The organism is Acidovorax sp. LjRoot117, from assembly GCF_964252695.1.
In the GTDB taxonomy this organism is placed as follows: Bacteria; Pseudomonadota; Gammaproteobacteria; order Burkholderiales; family Burkholderiaceae_C; genus Acidovorax.
Window position 1 is genome coordinate 108700 of record NZ_CAXUPO020000015.1, and the last position, 24189, is coordinate 132888.

Here is a 24189-nt window from a genome sequence, read left to right on the forward strand (position 1 = left end):
GTCAACGCAGGTTGATGCCGTCGATGCCGTACAACACCGTGGATGCTGCTGCCGTCACCGCTTCGACCGATGCCACCGCTGCTAACCGCTGCCACACCTTTTTTCCTGATTTTTGAAGAAGCTCTGCCATGACCACGTTACTTGACACCCTGCGCGCCATCGTCGGCCCCGCCCATGTGATCACCGAAGGCGACCTCACCGCCTGGGAGCAGGACTGGCGCCGCCGTGTGCGCGGCAAGGCCCTGGCCGTGGTGCGCCCCGCCAGCACGCCCGAAGTGGCCGCCGTGGTCCAGGCCTGCGCCGCCAGCGGCACGGCGATCGTCCCGCAGGGCGGCAACACCGGCCTGGCCGTGGGCTCCACGCCCGACGGTTCGGGCACGCAAGTCGTGCTGAGCCTCACGCGCATGAACGCGGTGCGCAGCGTGGACACCGACAACCTCACCATGACGGTGGAGGCTGGCTGCATCCTGCAGAACCTGCAGGACGTGGCCGAGAAGGCGGGCGTGCTCTTCCCGCTGTCGCTCGCGGCCGAGGGCAGCTGCACCATCGGCGGCAACCTGGGCACCAATGCCGGCGGCACGCAGGTGGTGCGCTACGGCAACGCCCGCGAGCTGTGCCTGGGCCTGGAAGTCGTCACCCCGCAGGGCGAAGTGTGGGACGGCCTCAAAGGCCTGCGCAAGGACAACACCGGCTACGACCTGCGCGACCTGTTCATCGGCAGCGAAGGCACGCTGGGCATCATCACCGCCGCCACGCTCAAGCTCTACCCCGCACCCGCCGCACGCCTCACCGCCTGGGCTGCCGTGCCGTCGATGGAGCACGCGGTCGAGCTGCTGGGCCTGGCGCACAAGCAGCTGGGCGCGGGCCTCACCGGATTCGAGGTGATGGGCCAGTTCGCGCTCAGCCTGGTGGGCAAGCACATGCCGCAGCTGCGCGTGCCCTTCCTCGGGGACGAGAACGCGCCCTGGTGCGTGCTGCTCGAAAACTCCGACAGCGAATCCGAAGAACACGCGCGCGGCCGCTTCGAATCGCTGCTGGAAACCGCGTTCGAAGCAGGCTGCGTGGCAGACGCCGTGGTGGCCGAGAACCTCACGCAGGCGAACCAGCTCTGGCACATCCGCGAGAACATTCCGCTCGCCCAGGCCGAAGAGGGCCTGAACATCAAGCACGACATCTCGGTGCAGATCTCGCGCATCCCCGCGTTCGTGGCACACACCGACGCGGTGCTGCAGCGCGAGATCCCGGGGGTGCGCCTGGTCAACTTCGGCCACCTGGGCGACGGCAACCTGCACTACAACGTGCAGGCCCCGACCGAGGGCGACACCAAGGCCTTCCTGCGCGATCACGAGGCGCAGGTGAACCACCTGGTCTACGAAGCCGTGGCAGAGTTCGGCGGCTCGTTCTCGGCCGAGCACGGCATCGGCGAACTCAAGGCCGACAAGCTGGCCAAGTACCAGTCGCCGGTGGCGCTGGGCATGATGCGCGCCATCAAGACGGCACTGGACCCGCAGGGGATCATGAACCCCGGGCGGGTGCTGCAGGCCTGACGAACCAAGCGGCTGCCCCGCCGCGTCCATCGGGTGCAGCAGGCGGCGCCCAACCATCAGCGCTGCATCAGCTGCATCAGCTGCATCAGCGTGCAAAGTGCAGGCCGCAGGCAGCCAGCAGCTTGCGCAGAGGCGGCAACAACCCCCGGCCAAAGGCATCGGCCTCGTACAGGGCATACCGCTCCAGCGCGCGTTGCTCGAAGTCAGGGGCGTTGACTGCGGCAGCCACCAGCAGATCAGGGTGGTGGTTCAGCAAGCGGTAGGCGCTGCGTTGGCGCAGACCCACGAAGGGGCATTCCTCATCCGGCACGCGGTTGGCCCATCTGTCCAGATCCTGCAGGGTGTGCAGTTGGTCCAGCCAGTCCAGCACGGCCCCGTCGTACAACGCTGCCAGCTCATCGCGGCGCGTGGCAGCACTGTCTGCGCTGCCCATGGGCAACTCGTAGGTCACCCCTCCCGCCCGTTGCTTGAAAAGTGGTGGCGGCTCCAGGTAAGTGAAGGGCAGTCTGTGCGTCTGCGCGAAGTGCTGCAGGGACACCGTAAAGTCTGGCCCGCCATCCATATGGAGCGCGTGCTGCAGGTGGGAGGGCATCGCAAGGCGTATCCACACGCCGTGGTGCAAGGTGTCCCGCACCATTTTCGAGTACACCAGCGCCTCGCCCACAGGCAGCTTTTTCCGGAACCAGGTTTCGCCCCGCAGCTTGCGCCAGCCCCGCTGCGCAAACAAGGGCTCCAGCGATTGCTGCACCCAGCGGCTGCGCGCCGAGGGTGACACGTCGAGATCCGGCGACACAGGCACATCCGCCACGGCCGGGCCGGCCCCGGCAGGGCCGATCACATGCCCGGAGGGCGTGTGCACCTGTCCGCTCTGTGGATCAAAAACCACCCAGCCCAGCGCAATGGCCGTCTTCTCGATCACCGGCAGTACGACCTCCAGCTCGGCCACCGAAGGACTGAGACTTTGCACCAAGGCAAAGGGGTCTGGCTCCGGGATTTCGGTCCAGTAGTCGTCCGGCTCGCCGTCCGGGGGCAGTGCGGATGCGATGGCCTCCAGCAGTTGGCCCGCAGCAGCATCGGGGCTGAAGCTCAGTTGCTGGCGCAGGTCGCGCAGCATGGCTTGCGCGTCCTCGCTGGACACAGGAACGGGATGGCGCCAAAGGTGCAGGACATAGCTCATGACTGGGCAGAACGCAAAAAAAGGAAGGGAATGCAATCCAGCGCACATCGTATGCGAGCGCGCAACACTGCCGCCCCGTGCCTTGGCAAGAGCCGCACCCACCGTCACGATCGCATCAACTTTCGCCCTTGTACCCTGCAGGCAAATCGCTGGCGGCTATGCAATGTTCGAGCACTGCCTGCGCCAAAATCACTACCTGCAACACTGCCAAGCTGCCCCTGAACCACGCATTTTCAGTACGCCCCCTGCAGCCCACCGACTACGCCGCCTGGCGCCCGCTCTGGGACGGCTACAACGGGTTCTACGGCCGCTTTGGCGCCACCGCGCTGCCTGAGCACATCACCCAGACCACATGGCAGCGGTTTCATGACGAGTCGGAGCCGATGTGGTGCCTGGTGGCACAGGACGACGCCAGCGGCGAGCTACTGGGCCTGGCCCACTGCGTGTTTCACCGCAGCATGACGCGCATCGAGCCCGTGTGCTACCTGAGCGACCTGTTCACGCGCGAAGCTGCGCGGGGCCGGGGCGTGGGGCGGGCGCTCATCGACGCGGTGTACGCCGCAGCGCGGGCCGCCAGGTCGTCGCGCGTGTACTGGCAAACGCACGAGACCAATGCGGCCGGGCGCATGCTGTACGACAAGATGGCCAAGCACCATGGCTTCATCGTGTATGCGCAGGAGCTTTGATCGCCAGCGGCAGGCGTTTCCAAGTGAACGGCATTTGTTACTTGCCACCTACTATTTGCTATCCAATCTATAGCTACTAGCGCTTTCATATCAAGCGGTAGAGTCCTTTTTTATTCATATTTCGAACGGAAGTGCGGTGCCACGGCAGTGCTACCGCGCCAGCGCCGGGTATTGCGCTGCCCGCGCCTGTGCCGCCTGCCAGCTGGGCGGCACGCAGCCGCGCTCCATCACGCACAGGCTGGCGCTGGCCAGGGCGTGGCGCAAGGCTGCCTGGCACGCATCTGCTGACAGGCCATTGAGCCACGCCGCAAAGCCCACGCCAGCCATCCCTTCCGCCCGGGACCGCTGCAGCAGGTGCGCGAGCAAGCCCGCCAGAAAGCTGTCGCCCGCGCCCACCGTGTCCACCACAGCCAGCGGCTGGGCCTCTTTGGCGAACCACTGGCCGCCGTTCTTGTGCAGCAGCCAGGCGCCCTCGCCGCCCAGGGTCAGCGCCATCAGCACGGCGCGGGGGTTGGCGGCCAGCAGGTGGCGTGCGCGGGCCAGTGCATCGGCACCGGACACCTGCAGGTGCTCCAGGTCTTCGTCGCTCGCCTTGATGATGTCGGCCTCGGCCAGCGCCGCGTGCACTTGTGCGCGGTAGGCGGCCAGGTCGGGCATGACGGACGGGCGCAGGTTGGCATCGACCACCACGCAGTGCCCCGCAGCGCGTTGCGCCTGCAGCCACGGCACGTAGACAGCGGCATCGCGCGCGTCCAGCGCCAGGGCGCCGGTGCACACCAGCTGCAGCGCGGGCGAGGCGCTGCATGCGGCTGTCAGCCCCTGGGCCGACACGGCGCGGTCGGCCACGCCATCGCGGTAGAACGCGTAGTCGGGGTGGCCCTGCGCGTCGAGGTTGACCACGGCCAAGGAGGTGACCTGCTGCACGGGCTCGGGCTGCGCCAGGTGCACACCGTCGCCCTGCAGTTGCGCCGCCAGCTCGCGGCCGAACCGGTCGCGCGACAGCGGGTTGAGGTACTGCGTGCCCACGCCCTGGCGCGCCAGCGCGCGGCACAGGTTGTACAGCGCACCGCCCAGGCACGGCAGGTAGGTGCCGTCGGGGTTGCGGATGAGGTCGATCAAGGCCTCGCCGGCCACGGCGACCTGGACGGTAGACGCATCAACGGGCAAGGAGGAGGAAGGAGCAGGAGATGACATGGCAGGGCGAATAGAAGGCAAACAAGGACGCGCTCAGAACTGCGACTGCAGCGCGGGGTACAGGGCCACGAAGCGGGCGTAGCGCTCGGCCAGCAGCGCCTGCTGCGCGGCCTGCGGCGTGAAGGTGGCGTCGGCGGGCAGCGGCTGGCACCAGTGAGCCTCATGGCCGTCGTTGCCGTCATTGCCGCCACAGGCCATGGCCGCCAGCCGCGCGGCACCCAGCGCAGCCGCGGCGTGTGCACCCATCGGGCGGTGCAGCACGCAGCCCAGGCCGCTGGCCAACATTTGCGCCCAGGCGTCGCTGCGGGCGCCGCCGCCCACCAGGGCCAGGGCGGCGGTACCTGCGTCGGCCGACGGGGCCGTGCGCGCGGCGCGCATGGCGTTGAGGCCGTCCAGCAGGCCAAAGCCCACGCCCTCCATCACCGCATAGGCCAGGTCGGCGGCATCGTGCTCGGCCCGGAGCCCCATGAACACGCCGGTGGCGGCAGCGTTGTTGTGCGGCGTGCGCTCGCCGCTCAGGTACGGCAAGAAAATGGGTGCCTGCGCCTGGCGTGGTGCCGACAAGGCTCCCACGGCGGCTGACAGGTGCGCCTCGCTCGCCTGCCCGGTGAGGCGGGTGACCCAGCCGAAGGCACTGGCCGCGCTCAGCATGACGGACATGTGGTGCCAGCGCCCCGGCAGAGCGTGGGCGAATGCATGCACCGCGCGGTCGGTGGCGGGCGCAAAGGCATCGGTCACGCGGAATACCACGCCCGAGGTGCCCAGCGACACGAAGCCCTGCCCCGCCTGCCGCGCGCCCACGCCCACGGCGCTGGCGGCGTTGTCGCCCGCACCAGCGGCCACGACCACGCCCAGGGGGAGCCCCCAGCGCCGGGCCACGTCATCGCGCAGCACGCCGCTGGCCGCACTGCCTTCGGCCAGAGCAGGCATGTGCGCGCGGGTGAGGCCGCTGGCCTGCAGCATCGTGTCGCTCCAGTCGCGCCGGCCCACGTCGAGCCACAGCGTGCCGGACGCATCGGACATGTCGCTCACCGCCGTGCCGGTGAGCTGCAGGCGCAGCCAGTCCTTGGGCAGCAGCACCTGCTCGATCCTGGGGAAGACCTCGGGCTCGTGCGTGCGCAGCCACAGGAGCTTGGGCGCGGTGAAGCCGGGCATGGCGAGGTTGCCGGTGATCTGGCGCGATGCGGGCACGGCGGCTTCGAGCTGCGCGCATTCGGCGCTGGCGCGGCCGTCGTTCCACAGGATGGCGGGGCGCAGCACCTGGCCCTGCGCGCCCAGCACCACGGCGCCGTGCATGTGGCCCGACAGGCCGATGCCGCGCACCTGCGCCCAGGCTGCGGGGACCTGGGCGCGCAGCTGGGCCGCGGCGCTTTCGGTGGCGGTGAGCCAATCGGCTGGGTGCTGTTCGCTCCAGGTGGGCTGCGGGCGGTGCTGGGGCACGGCGGCGTCGGCCGTGGCCAGCACGGTCTGCGATGCGTCGAGCAGCAGGAGCTTGACACCGGAGGTGCCCAAATCGATTCCGAGGTACATGGTGAATGGCGGGGTCGGTGGAATGGCGCGCAGGCGAAGGGTCGGACTCGGTGGAGGGCCCTGGCTTCGACAAGCTCAGCCCGAACGGTGGGTGGTGGATCGAGTTTTTTGTGAGTGGGAGGATTGCTGCGCAGGGCGAGGGGGTCAGCGGAAAGCACGCCCTGGCTTCGACAGGCTCAGCCCGAACGGGGGGTGGTTGGGTGAAAAGAGTGGGCGGTCTCATCGCCGCACCGGCATCTGCCTGCGGCCCCACCACCACCTACTGCACCACTTACTACGTCACGGATAGCGCCACGTACAGCACGACGAACGGCACCGCCCATCTCACACCTTTCCGAACCGCCCTGCCCCCTGCTTGCGAAACTCGCTCGGGGTCATGCCCTTGACGTCCAGGAAGCGGCGGTTGAAGTTGGCCATGTTGTTGAAACCCACGTCGTACGCGATGTGGGTGATGTAGCGGTCGGACTCCATGAGCAGCTGGCAGGCGCGGTTCACGCGCACCAGGTTCACGAAGTCGGTGAAGGTGTTGCCCGTGGCCCGGCGGAAGAAGCGCGAGAAGCGGCTTTCCGTCATGCCCAGCTCCTGCGCCAGGTCGGCAGCGGCGAGCGGTTCGGCCAGATGGTCAGTGATGCGGCTCACGATGGCGTTGATCTGGTCCAGCTGGGCATCGTTGTCCTCGCTTTGCAGCTGCGTGCTCGACAGCAGGCGAAAGTCGGTACAGCGCGCCAGGTCGCTCAGGAACTCGCAGAACGCGCCGAACCGGGCCAGGCCCTGGCGCGCCTTGATGCGGTGCCAGTGTTCCTGCGCCTGCGACTCCATGCCGAAGAATTCGATGCCGTGGCGCGCGCGCTCCAGCAGGGGCAGCACCTCGCGCAGCTCGGGAATGCTCTCGCTGCTGGCCACCAGCGGCGCGTGGGAGAACTGGATCACCAGGTCGCGCAGCGGCACGCCGCCTTCGGGCAGGTCCATGCTGATCCAGTTGTGCGGCAGGCGCGGGCCGGTCAGCACCAGGTGGCCGGGCTGGAACTGCCCGATCCAGTCGCCCACGAACACCTTGCCCGACGTCGCGGTGATGAGGTGCAGCTCGTACTCGTCGTGGTAGTGCCAGCGCGCCAGCGGCGTGGGAAACCCGTGCGACAGGCAGCGGATGAAGCCCGCGGTGTCCGGCGGCTCGTAGCCCAGCTCGGTCGAGCGCACATAGTCGTGCTCCAGTTCGGGCTTGGTCTGGCGTGGCGAGACGGGCGTCTTCACGGTCATGGCGTCGTTCCGGTGGGCGGGGCGTTCAACTTACACCAAAGCCCCGGGCTCGGCACGCCCGGCCGCAAAGGCCTGCACGCGGGCATAGGCGCTGCGCAGCGTCTCGACCAGGCGCGGGTGCGATGCCATCTCGCCCCACAGGGTCGTGTCCGCGGCAAACGCGGCGACCGGGTCGGCGGCGTCGCAGATGGCGTGCGCCACGGCCGGGTCCATGGCCTGGTCCTGGTAGGTGTAGGGGATCTGCCCCGCGTGCCAGCGCTGCAGGTAGGCCAGGAACAGCGCGGGCAGCATGGCCACGCTGTCGAACGGTGCGTCGCGCGCCAGCTTGTCGCGGATGGTGGGCGCGATCATGCCGGGGATCTTGGAGAACGCGTCCATGGCCACGCGCTGGTTGGTGTCGGCGATGGCGGGGTTGCCGAAGCGGTCCAGCACCACATCGCGGTAGGCCTGCAGGTCGATGGGGCATGGCAGCAACACGGGGATCGCGTCGTCGGTGACGTAGTCGTAGGCCATCTTGCGGATGGCGGCATCGTGCGTGCCTTCGTGGATGTACTGGTAGCCCGCCAGCGTGCCGGCCCAGGCAATGCAGCTGTGGGTGGCGTTGAGCAGGCGGATCTTGGCCTCTTCATGCGCCTGCACCGACTGCACCATCTCCACGCCCACGGTCTCCCAGTCGGGCCGGCCGGCGATGAAGTCGTCTTCGATGACCCACTGGATGAAGCTCTCGCCCATCAGCGCCGCCTTGTCGTCCCAGCCGGTGGCTGCGCGCACGCGCTCGGCCACGTCGGGTGTGGGGCGTGGGGTGATGCGGTCGACCATGGCGTTGGGGCTGCTGGTGTGCTGCACCACCCAGGCCTGGAGCTCTGCATCGCCCAGCGCGTCGATGAACTGCAGCAGGCCACTGCGCGAGCGGTCGCCGTTGTGGCGCAGGTTGTCGCAGTTCATCAGCGTGACGGGGCCGGCGCCCGAGCGCATGCGCGCGCGCAGAATGCTGACGAGGCCGCCATAGATGGTGTGGCCCGTCTGGCCGGCTTTCACGGCCGCGAGGTCGGCGCGCAGGTCGGCAAACGTGGACCAGTCGAGCTGGTTCTGGGCATCGAGGTAGTAGCCCGCCTCGGTCACCGTGAAGCTGATGATGCGCGTGGCCGGGTCGGCGCCCGCAGCGATCAGCGGGGCCAGGTCGTCCTGGTAGGGGATCACGCGCTGTATGGATTCGATGACGGTGTAGCTGCGCTCGCCCTGGGGCGTGACGGTCTCGAGCGTGTAGCGGCCGCCCTGCGCCTGCAGGGCCGCGATGGTGTCGGCCATGTCGGGGCGCAGGTTGCCGCCCGCGATGGCCCAGCCCGTGTCCCCTTGCTGGCGCAGCTGGTGAACGTAGACGGCCTGGTGGGCACGGTGGAAGGAGCCCAGGCCCAGATGCAGGATGAAATTCATGGTGCGTGAAGACGGGTATTCAGAGATCAAAATTCGTGGGCATCATCACGACGTCGCGGATGGTCATGCCGCGCGGGCGGGTGAGCATGAAGAGCACCACGTCGGCCACTTCAGAGGCCTCGATGAGGCTGCCGCTCGCCTTGGCCTCGGCGAGCTTTTCCGCGGGCCAGTCGGCCAGCAGTGAGGTGATGACAGGCCCGGGCGAGATGGAGCCCACACGGATGCCGTGCTTGAAGACCTGGCGGCGCACGGTCTGCACGAAGCAGTTGACGGCCCACTTGGACGACGCGTAGACGGGCTCCCACGGCGTGGGGAAATGCGCGGCCAGCGAGCTGGTGACGATGATGTCGCCCCGGCCGCGCTCGATCATGTGGGGCAGCACGTTGTGCACGTTCTTCATCACCACGTTGACGTTCAGGTTGAGCATGCGGTCGATGGCGTCGGGGTCGGCATCCACCAGGTCGCCGCCCACATACAGCCCGGCGTTGGCGTGGAAGATGTCGAGCTGCCCCGCGAGCGCCAACGTGCGCTGCAGCAGGCTGGCGCATTGTTTGGCATCGAGCAGGTCCAGCACCAGCGGCAAGGCGCTGGGGCCGATGGCGGCACAGGCCTTGGCCAGCGCGGCCTCGTCGCGGTCGATCAGCACCACGCGCGCGCCGGCATCGGCCATCGCTTTGGCGCTGGCGAACCCGATGCCCGAGGCAGCGCCGGTGACCGCCGCCACCTGCCCTAGCAATGTCTGCGCGGCACTCATGCTGCGTGGCCCGCCACGACGCGGCCAGCGGTGTCGAACCAGTGCGCGTGCGATGCGTCGATGTCCAAGCTGACCGCATCGCCTGCGCGCAGGCCGGTGCGGTCGTTCTGGCGCGAGACGAACTGCGCGCCGCCGGGCGTGCTGACGTAGATCAGCGTCTCGGCGCCCAGCGCTTCGATCAGGTCCACCTGGCCGCCCACGGGCGTGGCGCCGGTGTGGCGCACGGTGATGTTCTCGGGGCGCAGGCCGATGGCGCCCACGGCGGCGCCGTCGCGGGCCGTGGGCGCCTGCTGCTGCACGGGCTGGGGCAGCTTGTCCACGGGCACCACGTTCATCTGCGGCGTGCCGATGAACTGGGCCACGAACTGGTTGGCGGGCTTGTCGTACAGCTCCAGCGGCGTGCCCACCTGCTCGATCACGCCGTCGCGCAGCACCACCACGCGGTCGGCCAGCGTCATGGCCTCGACCTGGTCGTGCGTCACGTAGATGGTGGTGGCGCCCAGGTCGCGGTGCAGCTTGGCGATCTCCACCCGCGTCTGGCCGCGCAGCGCGGCGTCGAGGTTGGACAGCGGCTCGTCGAACAAAAACACCTTGGGCGCGCGCACGATGGCGCGGCCGATGGCCACGCGCTGGCGCTGGCCGCCCGACAGCTCCTTGGGCGTGCGCTGCAGATAGCTGGTGAGGTTGAGGATGCGCGCGGCGTTCTGCACCTTGTCGTCGATCACCTGCTTGTCGACCTTGGCGAGCTTGAGTGCGAAGCTCATGTTCTCGTACACGCTCATGTGCGGGTACAGCGCGTAGCTCTGGAACACCATGGCCAAGTCGCGCTTGCTCGACGGCTGGTCGGTGATGTCGCGGCCGTCGAGCATGAGCGAGCCGCCGTCGATGGCTTCGAGCCCCGCGATCAGCCGCAGCAGCGTGGACTTGCCGCAGCCCGACGGGCCGACGAAGACGATGAACTCGCCCTGCTGGATGGTGAGGTCGATGCCCTTGATGGCGCGGTGCTCGCCGAAGAATTTTTCGATGCCGCGCAGTTGAAGGTAGGCCATGGAATCAGGTTCCTGAAATCTTGAAAAACTGTGGGAAGACAGGCTGCGGATTTACTTGACCGCGCCGAAGGTCAGGCCCTGAACGAGCTGCTTCTGGCTGAACCAGCCGAACACCACGATGGGCGCAATGGCCATCAGCGACGCGGCGGACAGCTTGGCCCAGAACAGGCCTTCGGGGCTGGAGTAGGACGCGATCAGCGTGGCCAGCGTGCCGGCCTTGGCGGCGCTCAGGTTCAGGCTCCAGAAGGCCTCGTTCCACGACAGCACCAGGCACAGGAGGCCGGTGGATGCGAGGCCCCCCATGCCCAGGGGCAGCAGCACCAGGCGCACCTCTTGCCACAGCGTGGCGCCGTCCATGCGCGCGGCCTCCAGGATCTCGTGCGGGATGTCCTTGAAGTGCGAGTACAGCATCCAGACCATGATGGGCAGGTTGGACAGCGCGAACACGATGATCAGCGCGAGTTGCGTGTCGAGCAGGTGGCTCTTTTGCGCCAGCACGTAGATGGGCACCAGAGCGCCCACGGCGGGCATCATCTTGGTCGAGAGCATCCACATCAGGATGTCCTTGGTGTACTTGCCCTTGAAGAAGGCCATGGCATACGCCGCGGGCGCGGCCAGCATCAGCCCCACCAGGGTGGACAGCACGCTGGTGATGACCGAGTTCTTGGCGTACAGCAGGTAGTCGCTGCGCTCTTGCACTTCATGAAAGTTCTCGAGCGTGGGCGTGAAGACGAACAGCGGCGGCACCGCGATGGCCTGCAGCTCGGTCTTGAAGGCGGTGAGGAACAGCCACCCCAGCGGAAAGAACAGCAGCAGCGCCACGCCCCAGGCGGCAGCGGTGCGCAGGGCCAGCAGGCCCAGCGGAAAGTTGGAACGGCGTCGTGTGGTGGTTGCAGTCATGTGCGTTGCCTCTGGTCTTATTTGTCGAGGTTCTTGCCGACCATGCGGATCAAAAACACCGCTGCGATGTTGGCCAGCACGACCGCGAACAGCGCCCCGGCCGAGGCCACGCCCGCGTCGAAGTTGAGCAGCGCCTGCTTGAAGATCAGGAAGGTGACGTTGGTGCTCGCATCGCCCGGCCCGCCCGCCGTGGTGGTGTAGATCTCGGCAAAGATGCTGAGCAGGAAGATGAGTTCGATCATGACCACCACGGCCACCGAGCGGCCCAGGTGCGGCACGTACAGGTAGCGCAGCTGCTGCAGGTAGTTGGCGCCGTCCATGCGCGAGGCTTCCAGCTGCTCGTGGTTCATGCTCTGCAGCGCCGTCATGAAGATGAGCGTGGCGAACGGCAGCCATTGCCACGACACCATCACGATGACCGAGAACAGCGGGTGGTCGGTGAGCCAGTCCACCGGCGCCGCGCCAAAGAAGATCCACACCTGCGCGAGCACGCCGTAGATGGGGTTCATCATCATGTTCTTCCACATCAGCGCATTCACTGTGGGCATGACGAAGAACGGCGATATCAGCAGCACCCGCACGATGCCCCGGCCCGGAAACGGCTCGTTGATGAGCAGCGCGATCGCCACGCCGAAGAACACCGTGATGAGGATCACGCTGCCCAGCAGCAAGACGGTGTTGACCACCGCCGCGCCGAACGATGGGTCGGTGACGAAGTACTCGAAATTCTCCAGCCCCGCAAAGCCCGTCTGGTCGGGCTGCATGAGGTTGTAGCGGATGAGCGAGAAGTAGATCGTCATCACCAGCGGCACGATCATCCACAGGAAGAGCGTGGCCATGGCTGGCGTGAGCAGCAGACGGGGAAGCAGGCGGCGGTTCATGGAAAGTCCGTCAAAGCGGCAAAAAGATAGCGTGGCGTGGGCATGGACGAAGGGACTGCGAGGTTCGCAACGTCCAGATCACTCACCACCGTTCGGGCTGAGCCTGTCGAAGCCAGGGCGTACTCTGCAAACAGCCCTTCGACAGGCTCAGGGCGAACGGTCACAAAGGCCGGTGTCGAATCGACGCCGTGGATGCCAGTTGAATGCCGGTCGAATGCCGATGGAATGCTGATTCAGATTCAGAGACAGGTCGGGCCGCAAAGCGGCCCGACTGGCCCCTTACTTGTAATACCCGGCCTTCTTCATCTCACGGTCAGCCGACACCTGAGATGCCTTCAGCGCCGCATCCACCGTCGTCTTGCCCGCCAGCGCCGCGCTCATCTGCTGGCCCACGGCGATGCCGATGGCCTGGAACTCCGGAATCGCTGCGAACTGCACGCCCACGTACGGACTCTTGGGCAGGGTCGAGTCGGTCGGGTTGGCCGAGTCGATGGCGACCTTCTCTGCCGCGGCAAAGCGGGCGGCCTTCTGGAACTCAGGCGAGGCGTAGGTGCTCTTGCGCGTGCCGGTGGGCACGTTGGCCCAGCCGTTGGTCTTGGCGACCAGCTGGATGTAATCCTTGCTGGTGGACCAGGTGATGAACTTCTGCGCGGCGTCGACCTTTTTCGAACCGGCCGGGATGGCCAGGTTCCACGACCACAGCCAGTTGGCACCCTTGGGCGTGTTCATGGTGGGGGCCTGGGCAAACGCCATCTGGTCGGCCACCTTGGACTGCTTGGGGTCGCTCACGAACGATGCTGCGATGGTCGCGTCCACCCACATGCCGCACTTGCCGGAGTTGGTCAGCGCCAGGATCTCGTTGAAGCTGTTGGCCGACGAGCCGGGTGGGCCGTAGTTCTTGAGCAGGTCCACGTAGAAGGTGATCGCGTCCTTCCAGGGCTTGGATTCGAGCTGCGGCTTCCACTGCATGTCGAACCACTGGCCGCCGAAGGTGTTGACCAGTGTGGTCAGGAACGCCATGTTGTCGCCCCAGCCCGGCTTGCCGCGCAGGCAGATGCCGTATACGCCGTTCTTGGGGTCGTGCATCTTGGCGGCCAGGTCCTTGATCTGCGGCCAGGTGGGGCGCTCGGGCACCTGCACGCCGGCCTTGTCGGCCAGGTCCTTGCGGTACATGAGCATGGAGCTTTCGCCGTAGAACGGCGCGGCGAACAGCTTGCCGTCGATGGACAGGCCGCCCCGCACGGCGGGCAGCAGGTCGTCCACGTCATACGCTGCGTCGGTCTTCAGCTCCTGCAGCCAGCCCTTCTTGCCCCAGATGGGCGCCTCGTACATGCCGATGGTCATCACGTCGAACTGGCCGCCCTTGGTGGCGATGTCGGTGGTGACGCGCTGGCGCAGCACGCCTTCTTCGAGCGTGACCCACTTGAGCTTGATGTCGGGGTTGGCCTGCTCGAAGTTCTTGGAGAGCTTCTGCATCTCGATCATGTGGCCGTTGTTCACGGTGGCGATCACGAGCTCGGTCTGCGCGCTGGCGGCGCCGCACAGCGACGTCAAGGCCAGCGCAACGGCGACGGCCAGGCGCTGGGGCATGGTGACAGGGGTGGAATGTGGCATCGGAAAAGTCTCCTCGGTCGTTGGTATGGGAATCTGCCTTTCAACACCGGCGCAAGGCATGCAGGCATTGACGGACTGAACGATACCGATGCTGCGATGCTCGATTGGTACTCCAGACGCCTCCACAAATACTAATTTGCACCAGATACTCAGGATTTATACCTAGAGGTGTCAACAGGGTATCTAAACGAGTGCAAAAAGGCGGCTCCACCGTTGCGGCGTTGGCGTAGCGAATGCTCTGGATTACTATCAAATAGATAGCTGCCAGCGCTCACCTATCCAGCGGCAGAGGCCAATTCAGGCCACATTTTCTTGCACCAAGGCCCACTGGGGTTGACGCCCACACCCCCCAACGCCCTCCATGTGCCCCTCTGCCTAGGGGAGCCTGCTCCGCGTCAGAAATCCACCGTGGCAGAGAGAGTCACTGTGCGGGGACTTCCCACATACAGCCAGTTGCCGGAGCCGCTGGACCAGTAGTTGCGGTTGAACAGGTTGTCCACGCGCGCGCGCAGCACCAGCGGCCGGCCCCACGCCTGGGTCTTGTAGCGGGCACCGATGTCCCAGCGCGTCCAGCCCGGAATGCGCCGCAGGTTGGCGGCGTCCACATGCTGCGCGCTGCTGGCGATCATGCGGGCCGACAGCGTCAGCCCCGGAACGGCAGCCACGTCGTGGTCGCTGCCCAGGTTGAGTTGCCAGCGCGACACATTGGGCGCGGCGTTGCCGTTGTAGGTGCCGCCTTCGGTTCGCGTCAGCCGGGCATCGTTGAAGGTCACGCCGCCCAGCAGGCGCGTGCCCCGGGCCACCTCGCCAAAGACATTGAGCTCGACCCCGCGGTTGCGCTGCTCTGCACCGACCTGGTAGGTGAACGTGCCATCGCCGTTGGACGCCACCAGCCCGCTCGGTTTCTGGATGTGGAACAGGCTCGCCGTGGTGCTGAAGCGGCCCCAGTCGGCCTTCACGCCCACCTCCCGCTGCTTCGTGCGGACCGGCGGAAACACCTGCCCGGCGTTGGTGGTGCCCAGCGGTGCTGAATCGCCCTGGACCAGCCCTTCGATGTAATTGCCGTAGAGCGACACGTGCGGCTGTAGCTTGAACACCGCCGCCAGCGCCGGCGTCACCGCGTGCTCGTCGTACGCGGCGCTGCCGGCCCCGGTGGTGGTGTCGTACTTGACGACCTTCACGCGCTGGTAGCGGGCGCCCAGGGTGACGGACAGGCGGTCTTGCCACAGCGAGACGGTGTCGGACAGCGCCACGGACGGCAACTGCAAGGAATCGGTCTGGGGCGGCCGCGATGAGAAACCGTCGATGGACGGACGCGCGGTGGCCGCGGGCGCATACATGTTCGTGGCGAAGCTGTCGAAGCCGTAGTACTGCGCCGTGAAGCCGCTGTCCTTCTTCAGGTACGACGCATGCAGGTGGATGCGGTGCGTAAGCTCGCCGGCACGCACCGTGCCCTGCAGCCCGCCTTGCAGGGTGCGGTAGTTCGTCCAGTTGGGCCAGAAGTACGTGGTGGCCTGCGCGTCGCCCTGCACGTTGGTCACGAACACGTCGGTGGCGAGGTAGCGGGACCGCGTGTGGCTGCCGCCCGCGGCTGCAGAGAGCGTCCAGTCCGGGGTGAGGTCGTACTCGGCCTTGGCCAGAAGGTAGTTGCTGCGCGACCTGGCGAACTCCCAGTCCTGCGCGATGCGATGGCTGGCCCGGGGCGGCCTGGGGATGGCAATGGCGTCATCGATGCCGAAGCCCGCGGCGCCTTGCGGCGCTTCGTTGTTCATCGTCTGGTGGCCGGCATCCACCGAGGCCCGCAACTGACTGCCCCGGTAGTCCACGGCCAGCGCCGCAGCGCCCAGCTCGACGGACTGGCCCTGGGTGGCGGTCTTCCCGTCACGGTAGATGCCGTTGAAGCGCACACCCCACTGGTGGTCGTCGCCGAACCGGCGGCCCACGTCCAGGTGGCCGCCCAGGTTGCCTGTGGACAGGTACGTGGTGGTCAGGCGTGTCAGCGGCACATCGCCCGCGCGCTTGGGCACCAGGTTGATGGCGCCGCCCACCGCGCCGCCCGCCCCGGGCGCCATGCCGTTGAGCAACGCGTTGGGGCCCTTGAGCACCTCGACGCGCTCGGCCGCTTCGACCGCCACGGCACGGTTGGTGGCGATGCCGCCGATGCCGTCGAACAGCACCGAGTCCTGCACCGAGAAGCCGCGGATCAGAAAGATGTCGCCCCCCGCAGCAGCGTTGGTCAGGCTGTAGGACACCGTTCTCACGGACGGGTCGTTGGCCAGCACATCGGCCACGGTGATCGCCTGCTGGTCCTGCATGAGTTCGGCCGTGTAGCTGGTGATGTGAAACGGCGTGTCCATCAGGCTCTGGTGGCCCAGCAGGCCGACCCGGCTGCCCGTGGCAACCTGGCCGCCGGCATGGGCGGGCGGCAAATCGCCGGGCGCTGCCTCGGCGCTGGCCGTCACGGTGACGGCGCCCAGGGTGGCGGCATCGCCGAGCCGGGGTGCCTGCGCTGCAGGGCGCGATGCCTCGCGCAGCGTGAAGACGCCGCCCGTGGTCTGCCGCAGTTCCAGCCCCGAACCTGCCAGCGCGCGGCGCAGTGCCTCGGGCGCATCGAAGCGGCCCCGCACGGGCGCCGCGTTGCGGCCTTCCACCAGCTGCGCATCGGCGGTGAGGGCCAGGCCTGCGTCGCGCGCGATGCGGTTGAGGGCTGCTCCCAGCGGCCCGGCGGGCAGGTCGTAGTCGCGCACCGCCGCAGCGTTGGCCGTGGCCGCAGGGGCCTCTGCCGTGGCTGGCTGTGCGGCCACGGCAGAGGCCCCCAACGCGAGCAGAAGCGCAGTAGCGCAGGGGTTCAGCGGAAAGGGGAAAACAGCAGAGGGCATGGGTCAGGCTCCGAGACGGTCACGTCAGAAAAGAGGGGCAACCGCGCCGATGCACGGTCTCTGTCTGATTGCCGAACGGGTGCCGAAAAGTGAGAGGGGGCCGGGGCCATTTATTTTTTGGGCCGGCGTCGCTGGTGGATGGGATGCCGGCTGGCAGCAGCGTTCTGGGTTGATCTGCTTGGGCTGCTGGATCTGGGTTGAACGGAATGGAACCGTCGATCAGCCGCACCAAGTTGCTCATCTTTTGATAGCTGCCAGCGCTTTCCCATCAAGCGGTAGCGGCCGATTTTCTTCACATTTTCATCCTCAGGGCGCAGCACGCGGCTTGAGCGTGACCCACCAGCGGGTGGTCCAGGCCACATCGACGGGCACGGCCGCGGTCAGCGCCAACAGGGCCTGGTCGGAGTCCGCCAGGGGCAGCGTGCCCGTCACGCGCAAACCGGCCACGCGGGGGTCGACAGCCAGGCGGCCGACCCGGTGCCGCGCGAGCGTTGCCACCACCTCGCCCAAGGGTTGGTTGTCCACGACCAGCATGCCGTCCTTCCAGGCGTCGGCATCGGGCGGGGCCGCCCATGGGTCCACCCGCCCGCCCTCCAGCCGCGCGCCCTGCCCGGCCGACACGATGCGCTCGGCAGCGCACGGCTCGGACGCTGCTGCCGCACAGGTCGCCGGGCGGGCCGCGACGGCGGACTGGGTGACTGCGACTTCGGTGGCAGGCGCGCCAAGGCTCTGCGCCCCATCGATGCCAGTGGCTTGCGCCTGTGGCCAACGGCGCACGGTGAAGCGGGTGCCCAGGGCGCGCAGGCTGCCGTCCTCGGTCAGCACGACGAACGGGCGCCGCTCGGCCGGGTTGGCATGGCTGGTTTCCACGGCCACCTCGCCCGCGCGCAGGTGGATGGCGCGCTGGTCTTGGCTGAACACGACATCCACGGCACTGCGGGTGTTCAGGTGCAGCACGGTCTGGTCGGGCAGCACGATGGTGCGGCGCTCGCCGGTGGCGGTGCGGTGGTCGGCCAGCAGTTGGCCCACGGGCTGGTAGCGGTCCAGCACCAGCACGCCGCAGGCCAGCGCCAACGCCAGGCCCAGCACGGCGCCCGCCACACGGGCTGGACGACGCCGGCGCGGTGGCAGCAGCAACGCTGCGCGGGCTCCGGGACCTGCGGCGGCGCGGGTCAGGTGCTGGTCGATGTCGCCCAGCTGGCGCCAGGCGCGGGCATGGTCGGGGTGTGCCGCCAGCCAGTCGGCCAGGGCTTGCGCGTCCGCCGGCGAGATATCGCCCTCGCCCTGGCGCAGTTGCCAGCCGATGGCGGCCTCCAGCACGGCAGGCGGCACGGGATGGTCGTCGGCTGCACCGCCAGGGGGGCCGCCCGTGGTCCAGCCTGCGCTGCTCACGCCGCGCCACCGAAGCGCAGGTGGTAGGCGTGGCGCATGGCGTTGGCCAGGTACTGGCGCACGCGAGGCACCGACACTTGCAGCTGCTCGGCAATCTCTGCGTGCGTGAGGCCATCGAGCCGGTTCATCAGCCACGCTGCGCGCGTCTTGGGCGTCAGGCCCTGCAACACTGCATCGACCGCGTGGAGCATCTGCACGGCCGCCAGGCGCTCTTCGGGGGATGGCTGCAGCACCTCGGGCTGCAGGGCCAGGTCTGCCAGGTAGGCGCGCTCCAGTTCACCCCGGCGCCAGAAGTCCACCAGCAGCCCGCGTGCCACCGTGGTCAGGTAGGCGCGCGGCTCGCGCATCGCGTCGGGGGCGATGGCGGTGGGCCGTGCGAGCAGGCGCACGAAGGTGTCCTGCGCCAGGTCGGCCGCATCGTCGGCACAACCGAGCCGCCGGCGCAGCCAGGACTGCAGCCACCCGTGGTGGTGGCTGTAGAGCGCGTGCAGGGGATGAGCGGCAGGCATGGCGTGGCGGCCTTTTTGAGAATGATTCTTGATTATAGAAATGCATTCCTAGTTGTGCCCAGCCCCGCGCGGGGAGCGCCCGCTCAGCGCGCTGCGTTTTCCATCATTCTGGCGACATCGGCCGGCAAGATCTTCGGCGTGCCCTGGTCCTGCACGTCCCACTCCTCCCCACCGGTCAGCAGCCACACGCGCACGGTGTCGGTGGCGGCATGCACCACGACGGCGGCGGCCTCCGTGCCGCCCTCGTGCTGACGGTTGCCGGTGATGTAGAGCATGGTGCCGTCCTGCCGCAGCGGGCCGCTCACCTGCAGGTTTTCCAGCAGCACGTTGTAGTTGGGGACACCGAGCAGACCGCGCAGCCGCTCGGCCAGCGGGCCGGCACGCAGGAAGTCGGCGCCCCCCACCGGGTAGTTGCCGACCTGGGTTTGCAGGTGGGCCCAGCGGTTGGCGGGTGCGGCAGATGCGACCGTGGGCGCCGGGCGCACGGCTTTGGGGGACGCGGTGGGCGCCGTGCCGCCGCAGCCTGGCAGCACGAGCAGCAGGGCCAATGGAAGGGAGGCCAGCACGGCGCGGCACACAGGGGCTGGAGAGACCAGGCGCATGATCGGGGGCTTCTTTCTGAAAAGGGCAGCTGGACAAAAAGGTGTGCGAGCTTAGCCTGTCCGGCACCCGCAGACCTGCGCCCGCCTAAAATCGCGGCTTTCGCCTTCCAACCGCCATGACCGAACACGCCCGCCCCGTCCGCTCGCAATACGAAGACTTCATGCGCCACGTGTTCACCCACGGTGTGCACAAGTCGGACCGCACGGGCACGGGCACAACGAGCGTGTTCGGCCACCAGATGCGGTTCGATTTGAAGGAAGGCTTTCCCCTCGTCACCACCAAGAAGGTGCACCTGCGCTCCATCATCCAGGAGCTGCTGTGGTTCCTCACGGGGTCGAGCAACAACAACTGGCTGAAGGACCGCGGCGTCACCATCTGGGACGAATGGGCGCGCGAAGATGGCGACCTGGGCCCGGTGTACGGCGTGCAGTGGCGCAGCTGGCCCACGCCGGACGGCGGGCACATCGACCAGATCAGCGACGTCATCCGGACTCTGAAGACCAACCCCGATTCGCGCCGCATCATCGTGAGCGCCTGGAACGTGGCCGAGCTCAACAAGATGGCGCTCATGCCCTGCCACGCGTTCTTCCAGTTCTACGTGGCGCCAGCGCAGGAGCCCGGCGGGCGCGGCACGCTGTCGTGCCAGCTGTACCAGCGCAGTGCGGACATCTTTCTGGGCGTGCCGTTCAACATTGCGAGCTACGCACTGCTGACGCACATGGTGGCGCAGCAGTGCGACCTGGACGTGGGCGACTTCATCTGGACCGGTGGCGACTGCCACATCTACAGCAACCACCACGATCAGGTGCAGACGCAGCTGGCGCGCACGCCCTACCCCTACCCCGTTCTGAACATCAAGCGCCGGCCGGACAGCATCTTCGACTACCAGTTCGAAGATTTTGAAGTACTGGACTACCAGTGCCATCCGGCGATCAAGGCGCCCGTGGCCGTGTGAAGCGGCGGTAATGATTCTTCATATTCAAATATTGCGTTTTTTTGCAGCCATTGCAGTCGTCTTCCATCATGCTCCTGCGCCTATTGAGAGGGCGCTTGCATCTGCAGAACTTCCCAGACTGATAGAGTGGCTTGCGGCATTGGGTTTTGCCGGCGTGGATCTGTTTTTTGTGATCAGCGGTGCTGTGATGGCCAAGACCACTCGCAATTTGTCAGATGGAGGGCGCTCGCCGGCGCATTTCATTGCGGCTCGACTCGCTCGCATTTATTGCGGTTGGTGGCCTTTTTTCATTATTTATCTCCTCTCGTTCAAAGCAACGGGAAGCTTTTCATCAGACCAGCACTTGGTTGCATCCCTTTTCCTCTGGCCGCAGAGCCTGACTTACCAACTTTTGCCAATCACTTGGACTTTGTCTTTTGAACTGTACTTTTACCTCGTGTTGGGCGGTTTGCTTTTTTTTAAGCGATACCTGCAAATACTTGCGCTCTCTTCATGGGCCGCTGGAATTGCGGCGTTTACACTCTACAACTCGCTTACTGGCCTGTATCTGCCCGAACGATTTGCAGAAGTAGGCCTAGTGCAGGATTTTTATTTCAGCCCCTTGATTCTGGAGTTTGTGGCCGGCTTCCTAATTTTCGAATACCTCCACAAAAGACCGCCAATCAATTGGAAGGCACCAGCGCTTGTTGCGGGTATGTTGATGGGTGTGGCCATTTGGTACCAGTTGTACGGATCGCTGGCATCCAGCGGCATGGCTGGCTTCCATCACCTGCCGGAACGGGTACTTCTGATAGGAGGCGCGGCGAGTGCTCTCGTTGCTTGCGCCCTGGCCTTGCCTCCCCCGAAGAGCCGCATCTGGAAAGTGCTGGCGCTGTGCGGCGACACATCCTATGCGATCTATTTGGCTCATATCGCGGTAATCTCTGGGGTGTGCTTGATTCTTACCCGGCTGGGATATATACAAATTTTTTCGCCCGCAATGCTCCTTACGGTCATAGTACTTGCAGTCATTTTGTATGCGTGGATGCACTACCGCTGGATAGAACAGCCTCTGTATCGGTTCGCACGCGACAAGCTGTCGTCATTCACCGGAGCCGACAGGGCGACCAAACCCGCATAACTTGCTCTTGGCTCCAGGCCGTTATTTACGCAATTTCTTTTCATTTCCACCATCAAAACTATGTCTTCCGGCGGATTTCACGTACACGGCCCCCACGACCACGCGGTGGAACATGCGACCCAGGGCCACGGCGACCACAGCGACCATGCTGCAGAGCACGGCAACGAGGGCGGCGGCATCTCGTCGATGAACAAGATCGCGATGTTCACCGCCATCGTGGCCACGGTGGGCGCGATCTTCTCGTACATGGGCGGGGCCACGCAGGCCAATGCCGGCCTGCTCAAGAACGACGCTGCGATCAAGAAGACCGAGGCGTCCAACCAGTGGAATTACTTCCAGTCCAAGAGCACCAAGCAGTCCCTGGCCGAGCTGGCGCGTGACCTGGCGCCCGAGGACCGCAAGGCCGGCTACCAGACCAAGATCCAGCGCTACGAAACCGAGAAGAACGAGATCAAGGTCGTGGCCGAGAAGCTGGAAGCCGACGCCCACGAATTCGACCGCCAAAGCGAAGTGCAGATGCATCAGCACCACCGCTGGGCCCAGGCCACCACGGCGCTGCAGGTGGCCATCGCCCTGGCGGCCATTGCGCTGCTGACCAAGAAGAAGTGGCTGGAGTACGGCATGTACGGTGTGGCCGCCGTGGGCCTGGGCGTCGGCGTGGCCGCGGCCCTGCACATCTGAGGAGCCTGCGCACATGCCCCTGCACCTCATCTACGCCCGCGCAGCCAACGGCGTCATCGGCAAGGACAACGCCCTGCCCTGGCACCTGCCCGAGGACATGGCGCATTTCAAGCAGCTCACGCAGGGTTGCCCGGTGGTGATGGGGCGAAGGACGTGGGACTCGCTGCCGCCGCGCTTTCGCCCCCTGCCCGGCCGCACCAACATCGTGGTCACGCGCCAGGGCGACTGGCAGGCTGAAGGCGCGCACCGCGCAGGCAGCCTGCAGGAAGCGCTGGCACAGTGCAACGCTGGCCAGACGGTGTGGGTCATCGGTGGTGCGCAGGTCTACGCCGAGGCCCTGCCGCTGGCCGACCGGCTGGAGGTGACCGAGATCGACCGGGACTTCGAGGGCGATGCGTACGCTCCCGCTCTGGGCGACGCCTGGGTGGCATCCGAACGCAGCGAGCATGTCAGCACCAATGGGCTGCCCTTCAGCTTCGTGAGCTACGTGCGCGCAGGCTGAGCCCCCCACACATGCGTGCGGCGTTGCGCAGCGGCATGCGCGCAATGCCGTTTGCGCTACTGCGACACCGGAGCCGGTGTCTGGGACGGCGTTTGAGACGGCTCCGGCTCTGGCGTCTGCGATGGCGTGAGGGCTGGAGGTGGCGCGGGGGTCTGGGCAGGTGTCTGGCTGGCGCCGGGCGAGCCTGCTTGCGCCGATGCCTGCGCATTGGGCGCGGAGGCCGGCGCCTGGGCAGGCTGCAGGCCCGGAACCACGGCAGGTGTGTTGACGCCCTGAGCGGACGCGGCGCAGGCGGCGAGCGCCAGCGACAAGGCCAGTGTCTGCGGATGAGGGACTCTCATGGACGATCTCCAGCGGAACGATGCTTCGAGTCTCGCCGTGCCAGTGCTGCCGGGCAGTCAGACAAAATCCCACGATGGGCAGAGGCTTGAGCGCATCCTGCTCGCGCCGATGCCTGGCCGGTGAGGACGGGAGTGCAAGGGCGTGAAAGGCCGTGCAAACGCGTACCCAGGCATGCCGAGGGTGGGTACCATTCACGACTGACTGACAGACCGACCGACCGTGTCAACGAAGATGCGCTCAGGCGCACGCCGGCCGCTGTGCCAGCGGCGCCGACTGCGGCTACGCAGTCCAGACAATGATCAGAGGCTTGGGCATCAAATGCCCGGATTACCGCTGAGCGGCCCTTGTTTCACTCATCAATTCAATTATGCAAATTGCCACCTGGAACGTGAACTCCCTGTCCGTGCGCCTGCCCCAGGTACTTGCCTGGCTGGAGGCCAACCCCGTGGACGCACTGGGTCTGCAGGAGCTCAAGCTCACCGACGACAAGTTTCCGCACGACGCGCTCAAGGAGGCGGGTTACCAGACCGTGACCTTCGGGCAGAAGACTTACAACGGCGTGGCGATCCTGAGCCGCCACCCACTGCGCGACGTGGTGCGCAACATCCCGGGCCATACGGACGAGCAGGCGCGGGTGATCGCAGCGACGATCGACACGCCGAGCGGCGCGCTGCGTTTGGTGAACTGCTATTTCGTGAACGGCCAGGCGCCGGGTACCGAAAAGTTCGCCTACAAGATGCTGTGGCTCGCGGCGCTGCACCGCTGGCTGCGCGAGGAGATGGCAGCACACCCGCGGCTGGCGTTGGTGGGGGATTTCAACGTGGCGCCGGAAGACCGCGACTCGTTCGACCCGGTGGGGCTCAAGGACACCATCCACCACACGGTGGAAGAGCGGCGGCATTTTCAGGACCTGATTGCGCTGGGCCTGACCGACACCTTCCGCATGTTCGAGCAGCCCGACAAAGCCTATTCCTGGTGGGACTACCGCATGCTCGGTTTTCAGAAGAACCGGGGTCTGCGCATCGACCACATCCTGGTGAGCGAGGCCCTGCGCCCTACGGTGACCGCGTGCACCGTAGACCGCGCACCGCGCAAGAACCCGCAGCCGAGCGACCATGCGCCGGTGGTGGTGACTTTAGGCTAAAGAACGACCTTGCCTTTTGCACCGCACCCCGTGGACGGG

Annotated in this window: 24 protein-coding genes; 8 read left to right on the forward strand and 16 right to left on the reverse strand. The window is 66.7% G+C overall.

The genetic code is table 11. The features are described 5' to 3' along the window. Position 1: 1 nt before the first annotated feature. The gene (locus ACSQ3D_RS25275; protein ID WP_436128661.1) at positions 2-130 is read right to left on the reverse strand and encodes a hypothetical protein; all 129 of its coding nucleotides are present in this window, start codon (positions 128-130) and stop codon (positions 2-4) included. On the opposite strand from ACSQ3D_RS25275, the gene ACSQ3D_RS25280 reads away from it, so the two are divergent. After that, entirely contained in the window at positions 129-1547 is a 1419-nt protein-coding gene (locus ACSQ3D_RS25280) for an FAD-binding oxidoreductase (protein WP_436128662.1), read from the forward strand. The genes ACSQ3D_RS25275 and ACSQ3D_RS25280 overlap by 2 nt on opposite strands. An 85-nt stretch (positions 1548-1632) precedes the next feature. Here ACSQ3D_RS25280 and ACSQ3D_RS25285 read toward each other — a convergent pair whose 3' ends face one another. Then, a complete protein-coding gene (locus ACSQ3D_RS25285) occupies positions 1633-2724 on the reverse strand; it encodes a hypothetical protein (protein ID WP_436128663.1) in 1092 nt (363 codons plus the stop codon). Between the two features lie 158 nt (positions 2725-2882). Here ACSQ3D_RS25285 and ACSQ3D_RS25290 point away from each other — a divergent pair, with 158 nt between their 5' ends. Then, positions 2883-3410, forward strand: a complete 528-nt coding sequence (locus ACSQ3D_RS25290; protein ID WP_436128664.1) for an N-acetyltransferase family protein — start codon at positions 2883-2885, stop codon at positions 3408-3410. Between the two features lie 150 nt (positions 3411-3560). Here the strand turns inward: ACSQ3D_RS25290 and ACSQ3D_RS25295 are convergent, their stop codons facing one another. From ACSQ3D_RS25295 to ACSQ3D_RS25355, 13 genes are all read right to left on the reverse strand, one after another. Then, complete coding sequence (locus ACSQ3D_RS25295) at positions 3561-4604, reverse strand: PfkB family carbohydrate kinase (RefSeq protein ID WP_436128665.1); 1044 nt, start codon at positions 4602-4604, stop codon at positions 3561-3563. Positions 4605-4637: 33 nt separating this feature from the next. Further along, the gene (gene xylB / locus ACSQ3D_RS25300) at positions 4638-6134 is read right to left on the reverse strand and encodes a xylulokinase (protein ID WP_436128666.1); all 1497 of its coding nucleotides are present in this window, start codon (positions 6132-6134) and stop codon (positions 4638-4640) included. A gap of 324 nt (positions 6135-6458) precedes the next feature. Then, entirely contained in the window at positions 6459-7391 is a 933-nt protein-coding gene (locus ACSQ3D_RS25305) for an AraC family transcriptional regulator (RefSeq protein ID WP_056163527.1), read from the reverse strand. 30 nt (positions 7392-7421) lie between these two features. Continuing rightward, entirely contained in the window at positions 7422-8825 is a 1404-nt protein-coding gene (dalD, locus tag ACSQ3D_RS25310) for a D-arabinitol 4-dehydrogenase (RefSeq protein ID WP_436128667.1), read from the reverse strand. 19 nt (positions 8826-8844) lie between these two features. After that, positions 8845-9579 carry an SDR family oxidoreductase gene (locus ACSQ3D_RS25315; protein WP_436128668.1) on the reverse strand — a complete coding sequence of 245 codons (735 nt, stop codon included), beginning with the start codon at positions 9577-9579 and terminating at the stop codon, positions 8845-8847. Next, positions 9576-10628, reverse strand: coding sequence for an ABC transporter ATP-binding protein (locus ACSQ3D_RS25320; protein WP_056163517.1), 1053 nt, complete (start codon positions 10626-10628; stop codon positions 9576-9578). Before ACSQ3D_RS25320 ends, ACSQ3D_RS25315 begins: the two co-directional genes overlap by 4 nt. Before the next feature lie 51 nt (positions 10629-10679). After that, positions 10680-11528: a carbohydrate ABC transporter permease gene (locus ACSQ3D_RS25325; protein WP_056163515.1), complete on the reverse strand. Its 849-nt coding sequence runs from the start codon at positions 11526-11528 to the stop codon at positions 10680-10682. Between the two features lie 17 nt (positions 11529-11545). After that, on the reverse strand, positions 11546-12409 hold the full coding sequence (locus ACSQ3D_RS25330; RefSeq protein ID WP_056163511.1) for a carbohydrate ABC transporter permease: 864 nt from the start codon (positions 12407-12409) through the stop codon (positions 11546-11548). A 279-nt stretch (positions 12410-12688) separates the two neighbouring features. Further along, positions 12689-14023, reverse strand: a complete 1335-nt coding sequence (locus tag ACSQ3D_RS25335; protein WP_056413437.1) for an ABC transporter substrate-binding protein — start codon at positions 14021-14023, stop codon at positions 12689-12691. Between the two features lie 395 nt (positions 14024-14418). After that, positions 14419-16902 carry a TonB-dependent siderophore receptor gene (locus ACSQ3D_RS25340; RefSeq protein ID WP_436128669.1) on the reverse strand — a complete coding sequence of 828 codons (2484 nt, stop codon included), beginning with the start codon at positions 16900-16902 and terminating at the stop codon, positions 14419-14421. A 306-nt stretch (positions 16903-17208) separates the two neighbouring features. After that, the gene (locus ACSQ3D_RS25345) at positions 17209-18294 is read right to left on the reverse strand and encodes a FecR domain-containing protein (protein ID WP_436128670.1); all 1086 of its coding nucleotides are present in this window, start codon (positions 18292-18294) and stop codon (positions 17209-17211) included. Continuing rightward, positions 18291-18803: a sigma-70 family RNA polymerase sigma factor gene (locus ACSQ3D_RS25350; RefSeq protein ID WP_396505821.1), complete on the reverse strand. Its 513-nt coding sequence runs from the start codon at positions 18801-18803 to the stop codon at positions 18291-18293. Before ACSQ3D_RS25350 ends, ACSQ3D_RS25345 begins: the two co-directional genes overlap by 4 nt. Before the next feature lie 83 nt (positions 18804-18886). Continuing rightward, positions 18887-19405: a hypothetical protein gene (locus ACSQ3D_RS25355; protein WP_436128671.1), complete on the reverse strand. Its 519-nt coding sequence runs from the start codon at positions 19403-19405 to the stop codon at positions 18887-18889. Between the two features lie 116 nt (positions 19406-19521). Between ACSQ3D_RS25355 and ACSQ3D_RS25360 the strand changes: the two genes are divergently transcribed. Genes ACSQ3D_RS25360 through ACSQ3D_RS25375 form a run of 4 tightly spaced genes read left to right on the forward strand, consistent with a single transcriptional unit; the run spans position 19522 to position 22664 of the window. Further along, positions 19522-20361, forward strand: a complete 840-nt coding sequence (locus tag ACSQ3D_RS25360; RefSeq protein WP_436128672.1) for a thymidylate synthase — start codon at positions 19522-19524, stop codon at positions 20359-20361. 10 nt (positions 20362-20371) lie between these two features. Continuing rightward, positions 20372-21481, forward strand: coding sequence for an acyltransferase family protein (locus ACSQ3D_RS25365; RefSeq protein ID WP_436128673.1), 1110 nt, complete (start codon positions 20372-20374; stop codon positions 21479-21481). A 60-nt stretch (positions 21482-21541) separates the two neighbouring features. Further along, positions 21542-22162 carry a DUF4337 domain-containing protein gene (locus tag ACSQ3D_RS25370; protein ID WP_056163488.1) on the forward strand — a complete coding sequence of 207 codons (621 nt, stop codon included), beginning with the start codon at positions 21542-21544 and terminating at the stop codon, positions 22160-22162. Positions 22163-22175: 13 nt separating this feature from the next. Continuing rightward, the gene (locus ACSQ3D_RS25375; protein ID WP_436128674.1) at positions 22176-22664 is read left to right on the forward strand and encodes a dihydrofolate reductase; all 489 of its coding nucleotides are present in this window, start codon (positions 22176-22178) and stop codon (positions 22662-22664) included. Positions 22665-22720: 56 nt separating this feature from the next. Here ACSQ3D_RS25375 and ACSQ3D_RS25380 read toward each other — a convergent pair whose 3' ends face one another. Further along, positions 22721-23005, reverse strand: coding sequence for a hypothetical protein (locus ACSQ3D_RS25380; RefSeq protein ID WP_436128675.1), 285 nt, complete (start codon positions 23003-23005; stop codon positions 22721-22723). Here ACSQ3D_RS25380 and ACSQ3D_RS25385 point away from each other — a divergent pair. Next, positions 23004-23129: a hypothetical protein gene (locus ACSQ3D_RS25385; protein ID WP_436128676.1), complete on the forward strand. Its 126-nt coding sequence runs from the start codon at positions 23004-23006 to the stop codon at positions 23127-23129. The genes ACSQ3D_RS25380 and ACSQ3D_RS25385 overlap by 2 nt on opposite strands. Before the next feature lie 244 nt (positions 23130-23373). Beyond that, positions 23374-24150: an exodeoxyribonuclease III gene (xth, locus tag ACSQ3D_RS25390; RefSeq protein WP_056413457.1), complete on the forward strand. Its 777-nt coding sequence runs from the start codon at positions 23374-23376 to the stop codon at positions 24148-24150. Positions 24151-24189 lie beyond the last annotated feature (39 nt).